9 protein-coding genes and 4 tRNA genes are annotated in these 8,100 nt (G+C 59.9%); 12 read left to right on the forward strand and 1 reads right to left on the reverse strand.

Annotated elements, in window-relative coordinates; genetic code table 11:
- Positions 1-76 precede the first annotated feature (76 nt).
- From H7687_RS17645 to H7687_RS17675, 7 genes are all read left to right on the forward strand, one after another.
- Entirely contained in the window at positions 77-1,096 is a 1,020-nt protein-coding gene (locus H7687_RS17645; protein WP_183349852.1) for an aspartate-semialdehyde dehydrogenase, read from the forward strand.
- A 64-nt stretch (positions 1,097-1,160) separates the two neighbouring features.
- Positions 1,161-1,913, forward strand: coding sequence for a tRNA pseudouridine(38-40) synthase TruA (truA, locus tag H7687_RS17650; RefSeq protein ID WP_183349854.1), 753 nt, complete (start codon positions 1,161-1,163; stop codon positions 1,911-1,913).
- A 123-nt stretch (positions 1,914-2,036) separates the two neighbouring features.
- The gene (gene rplM, locus H7687_RS17655) at positions 2,037-2,465 is read left to right on the forward strand and encodes a 50S ribosomal protein L13 (protein ID WP_183349856.1); all 429 of its coding nucleotides are present in this window, start codon (positions 2,037-2,039) and stop codon (positions 2,463-2,465) included.
- Between the two features lie 22 nt (positions 2,466-2,487).
- Positions 2,488-2,877: a 30S ribosomal protein S9 gene (gene rpsI / locus H7687_RS17660; protein WP_183349858.1), complete on the forward strand. Its 390-nt coding sequence runs from the start codon at positions 2,488-2,490 to the stop codon at positions 2,875-2,877.
- A 277-nt stretch (positions 2,878-3,154) separates the two neighbouring features.
- Positions 3,155-4,195, forward strand: a complete 1,041-nt coding sequence (gene argC, locus H7687_RS17665; protein WP_183349860.1) for an N-acetyl-gamma-glutamyl-phosphate reductase — start codon at positions 3,155-3,157, stop codon at positions 4,193-4,195.
- Between the two features lie 126 nt (positions 4,196-4,321).
- A complete protein-coding gene (locus H7687_RS17670) occupies positions 4,322-6,127 on the forward strand; it encodes a YgiQ family radical SAM protein (protein WP_183349862.1) in 1,806 nt (601 codons plus the stop codon).
- 2 nt (positions 6,128-6,129) lie between these two features.
- Positions 6,130-6,429: a YciI-like protein gene (locus tag H7687_RS17675; RefSeq protein ID WP_183349864.1), complete on the forward strand. Its 300-nt coding sequence runs from the start codon at positions 6,130-6,132 to the stop codon at positions 6,427-6,429.
- An 8-nt stretch (positions 6,430-6,437) separates the two neighbouring features.
- Here the strand turns inward: H7687_RS17675 and H7687_RS17680 are convergent, their stop codons facing one another.
- On the reverse strand, positions 6,438-6,719 hold the full coding sequence (locus H7687_RS17680; protein WP_183349866.1) for a DUF2917 domain-containing protein: 282 nt from the start codon (positions 6,717-6,719) through the stop codon (positions 6,438-6,440).
- 431 nt (positions 6,720-7,150) lie between these two features.
- Between H7687_RS17680 and H7687_RS17685 the strand changes: the two genes are divergently transcribed.
- The 5 genes from H7687_RS17685 to H7687_RS17705 all read left to right on the forward strand — a co-directional run.
- A tRNA-Thr gene (locus H7687_RS17685) sits at positions 7,151-7,226 on the forward strand.
- A 31-nt stretch (positions 7,227-7,257) separates the two neighbouring features.
- A tRNA-Tyr gene (locus tag H7687_RS17690) sits at positions 7,258-7,342 on the forward strand.
- A 111-nt stretch (positions 7,343-7,453) separates the two neighbouring features.
- Positions 7,454-7,530: transfer RNA gene (locus H7687_RS17695), tRNA-Gly, on the forward strand.
- Positions 7,531-7,541: 11 nt separating this feature from the next.
- Positions 7,542-7,617: transfer RNA gene (locus H7687_RS17700), tRNA-Thr, on the forward strand.
- Between the two features lie 61 nt (positions 7,618-7,678).
- Positions 7,679-8,100: GTP-binding protein (locus H7687_RS17705; protein ID WP_183349868.1), on the forward strand; the 422-nt coding region annotated here is incomplete at its 3' end.

Below are 8,100 nucleotides of genomic sequence, written 5' to 3' on the forward strand. Positions count from 1 at the left end.
ACGCAGCGAGAAGCGGAGCGCGTCCCCGGCAGCCAGGGGGCGCGCTCCCGTTTTTGTCTTGAGGAGATGTAACAGCATGAAGAAGACGTGGAATGTAGCAGTAGTGGGCGCAACCGGCGCCGTCGGGACCCAGATGATCGAGTGCCTCGAGGAGCGCAACTTCCCGGTGGGCAACATCAAGTTCCTCGCCAGCGCAAGGAGCGCAGGGCAGGTGCTGGAGTTCAACGGCAAGCCGGTGACGGTGGAGGAGTTGACGCACGATTCCTTCGAGGGGATCGATATCGCCCTCTTCTCGGCGGGCGGCGCGCGCTCGGAAGAGTTCTGTCCTTCCGCGGCCAAGGCGGGGGCAGTCTGCATCGACAACTCCAGCGCCTGGCGCATGGATAAGGACGTGCCGCTGGTGGTCCCGGAGGTGAACCCGCACGTCATCGCCGACTACCGCAAGAAGGGGATCATCGCCAACCCGAACTGCTCCACCATCCAGATGGTGGTGGCGCTCAAGCCGCTGCACGACTTCGGCACCATCAAGAGGATTGTCGTGTCGACCTACCAGGCCGTCTCCGGCACCGGCAACAAGGCGATCGACGAACTGCGCATCCAGACCGGCGAGCTTCTGAACGGCCGTCCGCCCAAGAACGAGGTCTACCCGCACCGCATCGCCTTCAACTGCCTGCCGCAGATCGATTCCTTCTGTGACAACGGCTACACCAAGGAAGAGATGAAGATGGTGAACGAGACCAGGAAGATCATGGAGGCGGACATCGCCACCACCGCGACCTGCGTCCGTGTTCCCGTCTTCTACGGCCACTCCGAGTCGGTCAACATCGAGACCGAGAAGAAGATCACCGTGGCCAAGGCGCGCGAACTCCTGGAGGATGCGCCGGGCGTGGAACTGGTGGACAACCCGGCCAACGGCGAGTACCCGATGGCCATGGACGTCGCCGGCGAGGACCTGACCCTGGTGGGGCGTATCCGCGAGGACGCCTCCATCAAGAACGGCCTGAACCTCTGGATCGTCGCCGACAACCTCAGAAAAGGCGCCGCCACCAACGCTGTGCAGATCGCCGAGATCCTGGTGGAGAAGTATTTGAAATAGAGCCATCCTCCCTCTCCCTCTGGGAGAGGGGGGACTGGACACCGTCTGGGCAACAGAAAGGTTTATGCGCAACATCAAGCTGATCATAGAATACGACGGCACCGCCTATGCCGGCTGGCAGGTGCAGCCCAACGGGCTGACCATCCAGGAGGTCATGGAAAAGGCACTGGCCAAGATGCTCGGGGAGCATGCCACCCTGCACGCCTCCGGCCGCACCGACGCCGGGGTGCACGCCCGCGGCATGGTGGCCTGCTTCAAGACCGAGCGCACCATGCCGCTGCGCGCCTTCCGCGAGGGGCTGAACTCGCTGCTCCCCAGCGACATCGCCGTGCGCGACGCCGCCGAGGTGCCGCTCGACTTCCACGCGCGCTTCAACGCGCAGGCAAAGCACTACCGCTACACCATGCTGCTCGACGACCTCCGTTCGCCGTTGGTGCGCCACACGGCGTGGCGCGTCAAGGGAAAGCTCGACATCGAGGCGATGCGCGCGGCCTGCAGGCTCTTCGTCGGCGAGCACGACTTCGCCGCCTTTCGCGGCGCCAACTGCGCCGCCAAGACCACCGTGCGCCGTATCTATAGTATGGAGTTGGTGCAGGAGGGGCGCCTGCTGCACCTCGACATCAACGGCAGCGGTTTCCTGAAGAACATGGTGCGCATCATCACCGGCACGCTCATCGAGGTGGGGCAGGGCAGGCTGAGCGCAGACGACGTGGCGCGCCTGCTCAAAGGGGGCGACCGGCAGAACGCGGGAATGACAGTGCCGCCGCAAGGGCTCTGTCTCATGCAGGTTTTCTACCCGGCGCAGAGCGGGGAATGATGGCTCTTTAATAGAGCGTTAATTCTCGCCACGGTTTTTTGTCTTGACATGAACGGACGAATCGATTAAATTCTCAATCTTCTGTAAGTTAATGTGCTAATTCCAGATAGCTGTGAGGTTTCAATGAAGACGCAAGTTGCCAAAAAAGAAGAAGTGACCAGGGATTGGTACCTGGTTGATGTGGATAATAAGGTCCTCGGCCGTGTAGCGACCGAGATCGCCAACGTGCTGCGTGGCAAGAACAAGCCGACCTTTACCCCGAGCGTTGACACCGGCGACTTCGTCATCGTCGTGAACGCTGAGAAGATCGCCCTCACCGGCAAGAAGCTTTCCGACAAGACCTACTACAGCCACTCTGCTTTCCCGGGCGGCCTGAAAGAGATCTCTGCCGGCAAGCTCCTCGATAAGAAGCCGGAAGATCTGATCAAGAAAGCCGTGAAAGGCATGCTGCCCAAGAACAAGCTTGCCCGCCACATGATCAAGAAACTGAAGATCTACAGCGGCAGCGCTCATCCGCATGCGGCTCAGAATCCGAAAGATCTGAACATTTAATTCGTTCATCAGGAGATAGAAAATGGCAGCAAGCTTTTACGCAACCGGGAAAAGGAAGTCTTCCATCGCCAGGGTTTGGATCAAGCCGGGCAATGGTGAGATCATTGTAAATACCAAGACTCTTGACAGCTACTTCGGCCGCGAGACCTCCAAAATGGTGGTCATGCAGCCCCTCGAGCTGACCGAGAATGTCGGCAAGTTCGACATCTTCTGCACCGTCAAGGGCGGTGGCGACTCCGGCCAGGCCGGCGCCATCAAGCATGGTATCACCAAGGCCCTCATCGAGGCCGATGCCGATCTGCGCGGCACCCTGAAGAAGGCCGGGTTCATCACCCGCGACTCGCGCATCAAGGAAAGAAAGAAGTACGGCAAGAAGGCGGCACGCGCCAGCTTCCAGTTCTCCAAGCGTTAATCCGCTGCCGGGGACAATTGCTGTCTCAGTATTGCAAAGGGGGAATCCGTCAGGGTTCCTCCTTTTGCTGTTTCAAAAACCTTAGAAGCGAAACCATTGGCCACGGAGAAAATCTGAGGACATCTGAGAAAACCAAAAATAAAAAGGTTTTGTTTCTCTCAGATTTTCTCCAAGGTTTTCAGTGGCTGATGGTTTTAATGTTTCTGCGTGTCAACTGTATGGGAGCTGTGCTAACATCAGGCTTCCATTTTTTTCGTTGTGAGAAGGGAGGCTTTTCATGATCAAGGTTGCCATCGTCGGAGCCAGCGGCTATACCGGCGTCGAACTTATCCGTATCCTCCATGCCCACCCCGAGGTCGCCGTTACCTGCGTCACTTCCGAGCAGAGCGCCGGGCGCCCGGTGAGCGACGTGTTCCCGACCCTGCGCGGCAGGTGTGACCTTATCCTGGAGAGCCTGGAGCCGGTCGGCATCGCCGGGCAGGTGGACGTGGTCTTCACCGCGCTGCCGCACAAGGCGGCCATGGCGGTCGTGCCGACCTTCCTCAAGATGGGCAAGGACGTGGTCGACCTCTCGGCCGACTACCGGCTGCACGACGCCGATGTCTACGGCAAGTGGTACGAAAAGCACCTGACCCCGGAACTGCTCCCCCAGGCGGTCTACGGCCTTCCCGAACTGCGTCGCGACAAGATCCGCGAGGCGAACCTGATCGCCAACCCCGGCTGCTACCCGACCAGCGTCATCCTCGGGCTGGCGCCGCTATTGAAGGGGAAGGTGATCGACCCGAAGAGCATCATCGTGGACGCCAAGTCCGGGACCTCCGGCGCCGGGCGCAGCGCCAAGGTGGACAACCTCTACTGCGAGGTGAATGAAGGCTTCAAGGCCTACGGCGTGGGGGGCGTGCATCGTCACATCCCCGAGATCGAGCAGGAACTCGCGCTGCTGGCCGGCACTCCGCTCACCATCTCCTTCACCCCGCACCTGGTCCCGATGGACCGCGGCATCCTTTCCACCATTTACAGCGTCCCGACCGGGAAGGTGACAGCGGCCGAGTTGGTCACCCTGTATGAGGCTTTCTACGAGGGCGAGCCGTTCGTCAGGGTGCTGCCCGAGGGGGTGCTCCCGTCCACGGCGCACGTCAGGGGCTCCAACTTCTGCGACATCGGTGTCGTGGTCGACGAGAGGACCGGCAGGATCATCGTGGTCTCCGCCATCGACAACCTGGTGAAAGGCGCCTCCGGGCAGGCGGTTCAGAACATGAACCTCATGTGCGGGCTGCCCGAGACCCTCGGCCTCGATTTCCTGGGGATCTTCCCGTAAAGTCAAAACCATTAGCCACGGAGAACTTCGGAGAAAATCTGAGAGAAGCAAAGACAGAAGCCTTTTGGTTTTGACTTTCTCAGATGTCCTCAGATTTTCTCCGTGGCCAACGGTTTTAAGGTTTATATGAAACACGCACGCCCCAAGCAGTCTCCTTCCCGTTTCCTCCCCATCTCTCTTTCCGAAGCAAAGGCTCGCGGTTGGAACGAACTCGACGTCATCTTCGTCTCCGGCGACGCCTACGTGGACCATCCCTCTTTCGGCGTGCCGCTGCTGGCGCGGCTGCTGGAATCGAAGGGACTCCGGGTCGGCATCATCCCGCAGCCGGACTGGCGCAGCAAGGAGCCTTTCATGGCTCTCGGACGCCCGCGCCTCTTCTTTGCCGTAGCGGCCGGTGCCATGGATTCGATGGTGGCGCACTACACGCCGGCAAGGAAACTGCGCCGCGACGACGCCTACACTCCCGGCAACCGCCACGGTGCGCGCCCCAACCGCGCCACCATCATCTACACGTCCCGCCTCAAGGAGGCCTACCGCGACGTGCCGGTGGTGATCGGCGGCATTGAGGCGAGCCTCAGGCGCTTCGCCCACTACGACTTCTGGGAAGACAAGGTGCGCCGCTCCGCGCTCTTCGACGCGAAGGCAGATCTCCTGGTCTACGGCATGGGGGAAAGCCCGCTGCTGGAACTGGTGCAGAGGCTGCAAAAGGGTGAGGCATTCGCCTCCATCCGCGACATCCGTGGTACGGCGTACCCATCTTCGACGGCGCCGGAGCCGGACGCCGACCTGGTCGAACTTCCAAGTTACGAGGAGGTGGCCGCGGACAAGGCCGCCTACGCCAAGTCGTTCCGCCTGCTGTCGGGAGAGCAGAATCCCGGCTGCGCAAAGACTGTGATTCAGCGCCACGCCCAGCGTTACCTGGTCTGCAACCCTCCGGCGTGGCCGCTTGACGAGCGGGCGCTGGACGCGATCTACGCGCTCCCCTTCGTCAAGGCGCCGCACCCGGGCTACAAGGAAGCGATCCCGGCCTACGAACAGATCCGCAACTCGATTACCACGCACCGCGGTTGTTTCGGCGGCTGCGCTTTCTGCGCCATCACCCATCACCAGGGCAAAACCATCCAGTCCCGCAGTGAACAGAGCGTGCTTCAGGAGTTGGAGCGGCTGGCCGCTTTTCCCTGGTTCCGCGGCAGCGTGAGCGACCTGGGCGGGCCGACCGCCAACATGTTCGGGCTCTCCTGCGGCAACGCGGAGGCGGGCGCCAAGTGCCGCCGCGACAGCTGCCTCTTTCCCAAGATCTGCAAGAACCTCGTTACCGACGACGCCGGCAGTTCCCGGCTTCTCGCCAAGGCGCGGCGGATTTCAGGCGTGAAGAACGTCGCTGTTTCCTCCGGGGTGCGTTACGACCTGATGGAGCGCCAGCCCCGTTACCTGCGCGAGTTGGTCTCGCACCACGTGAGCGGCCTCTTGAAAGTAGCACCGGAACATTTGACCGATCGCGTCACCTCGGTGATGCGCAAGCCCGGGCACGACTGTTTCGATCGCTTCCGGGACGCCTTCCAGAAGGAAAGTGCCAAGGCAGGTAAGAGGCAGTTCATCGTCCCGTACTTCATTTCCGGACATCCCGGCTGCACGCTGTCGGACATGGTGGATCTCGCACTGATGCTGAAGCGTTGGGGCATGCGGGTTGAGCAGGTACAGGATTTCACGCCCACCCCGGGGACGCTGTCCACCTGCATCTATCACACGGGGGTGGATCCCTTTACCGGGGAGAAGGTTTACGTGGCACGGACGGATCGGGAAAAGGGGCTGCAGAAGTCGCTGCTTCTGTACCACGTGCCTGAGGAAAGAAAGAACTGCCTGGCGGCATTGAAGGAGTGCGGCCGGGAGGATGCTGCGGCCGAATTGTTCGGGCAAAACAACAGGAGGTAGTGATGCATTATCTGTTGCTGTATGAAGTTGCTCCGGATTACCTGGAGCGCAGGTGCGAGTTTCGCGGGGAGCACCTGTCCATGGCCTGGGAGTCCGCGCAGCGTGGCGAGTTGATTCTCGGCGGCGCGCTCACCGATCCGGCCGATGGCGCCGTCCTCCTCTTTAAGGCTGATTCCCCGGAAGTACCGGCGGCCTTCGCCAAGGCGGACCCGTACGTCCTGAACGGACTGGTGGCCAAGTGGACGGTGCGGACCTGGCATACCGTGGTCGGCGAGCAGGCCCACGCACCGGTCCACCTGTAGTATTTTCCCTAGAGAAGTCGCGGCAGGAAAGGTCCCGCCGGTTGCGCGGCCAGCGCGGACCTGCTTTCCTGTATCACGCCCGCTGCTTTCATCTGCAGTTCCGCTGTTTCGAGGGCTTCCGCCAAGGCCGATTCCCCCTTAGCCAGTTCGAAGCTGTTTCCCCGGCGCACGAGATAATCCCTGCCGTCTCCTTTGGTGAGCCAGATGGTTCCGGTGAGACAGCGCAGCGTGAGACCGTGCGGTCCACCTGTCAGACTCAACAGCTCCCCTTTGCCTAGCGAGCATTCCATAGCGTCCTCCCTTTTCTTTAGGTGAGTCAACTATAGCGGTGCCGCATCGATGAGTACAGACACAGGAAAAGTGATTTGTAGCCATGACAATTGCGGGAAATTGCCGCTGTAACTGCCGCAAACAGTGGGAACTGTACCCGTGTCTGTTGGTGGTGGGGGGAGCTTTGCCTGTAAAGGGTGGAAAAATGCTGAGGCGACGCCATAATGGAAAAATCAGGTTGCATTGACAATGAAGTGTTGCTATAGTGTCGGACTCTTGCCCGCCACGGCGGCAAGTCGATGGAACGCTTCAGTTGTATACGTCGCCCTTTGAAAAATATTTCGCACGCTGGAAAAAAGATGTTGACACCGAGACCCTTTTGCTTTAGAACAGGGATTCGCTTCGCAACACAAGGCGCGCAGCGAAATTGGTAGCGGATGGTAGCGGATCAGCTGGCGTAGCTCAATTGGTAGAGCAGCTGACTTGTAATCAGCAGGTTGCGGGTTCGAGTCCCATCGTCAGCTCCAGATTGAAAAGTTAATAGCCTCACTTCTGTCTGGAGGGATTCCCGAGCGGCCAAAGGGAACAGACTGTAAATCTGTCGTCATCGACTTCGGAGGTTCGAATCCTCCTCCCTCCACCATATAAACTTCAGATGAGATGAGCATCTGCTCAAATCAGGAGATCCTTGGGGTCGCTGGTACTGGTTGAGTGGGTCGCGAGTCGAGTCAAAAAACTTCAAAGCAGGGAATTGGCGGGAATAGCTCAGTTGGCTAGAGCATCAGCCTTCCAAGCTGAGGGTCGCGGGTTCGAGTCCCGTTTCCCGCTCCAAAACAGAATACGCCCACATAGCTCAGTCGGCAGAGCACTTCCTTGGTAAGGAAGAGGTCACCGGTTCAAATCCGGTTGTGGGCTCCATCCCCTTCTAGAAAAAACATTCACATAACAGCTGTAGTAGATACATCAGGGAGGATTCCTCATGGCTAAAGCTAAATTCGAAAGAACTAAACCGCATGTGAACATAGGGACCATCGGTCACGTCGACCACGGCAAGACCACCCTGACCGCAGCTATCACCAAGGTGCTCGCCGGCAAAGGCCAGGCCGAGTTCAAGGCGTTCGACCAGATCGACAACGCACCGGAAGAGCGTGAGCGTGGTATCACCATCGCTACCGCACACGTCGAGTACGAGACCGACAAGCGTCACTACGCTCACGTCGACTGCCCGGGCCACGCCGACTACGTAAAGAACATGATCACCGGTGCAGCGCAGATGGACGGCGCGATCCTGGTTGTTTCCGCAGCTGACGGCCCGATGCCGCAGACCCGCGAGCACATCCTGCTCGCACGTCAGGTCGGCGTCCCCTACATCGTCGTGTTCCTGAACAAGGCCGACATGGT

Origin of the sequence: Geomonas paludis (genome assembly GCF_014193585.1) — a bacterium.
GTDB classification, from domain to species: Bacteria; Desulfobacterota; Desulfuromonadia; order Geobacterales; family Geobacteraceae; genus Geomonas; species Geomonas paludis.

Bases quoted from the DNA above. Each gene is read 5' to 3' on its own strand.
- H7687_RS17645 (WP_183349852.1), top strand. From the start codon at position 77: ATGAAGAAGACGTGGAATGTAGCAGTAGTGGGCGCAACCGGCGCCGTC.
- truA (WP_183349854.1), top strand. From the start codon at position 1,161: ATGCGCAACATCAAGCTGATCATAGAATACGACGGCACCGCCTATGCC.
- rplM (WP_183349856.1), top strand. From the start codon at position 2,037: ATGAAGACGCAAGTTGCCAAAAAAGAAGAAGTGACCAGGGATTGGTAC.
- H7687_RS17680 (WP_183349866.1), bottom strand. From the start codon at position 6,719: ATGGAATGCTCGCTAGGCAAAGGGGAGCTGTTGAGTCTGACAGGTGGA.
- H7687_RS17670 (WP_183349862.1), top strand. From the start codon at position 4,322: ATGAAACACGCACGCCCCAAGCAGTCTCCTTCCCGTTTCCTCCCCATC.
- rpsI (WP_183349858.1), top strand. From the start codon at position 2,488: ATGGCAGCAAGCTTTTACGCAACCGGGAAAAGGAAGTCTTCCATCGCC.
- H7687_RS17675 (WP_183349864.1), top strand. From the start codon at position 6,130: ATGCATTATCTGTTGCTGTATGAAGTTGCTCCGGATTACCTGGAGCGC.
- argC (WP_183349860.1), top strand. From the start codon at position 3,155: ATGATCAAGGTTGCCATCGTCGGAGCCAGCGGCTATACCGGCGTCGAA.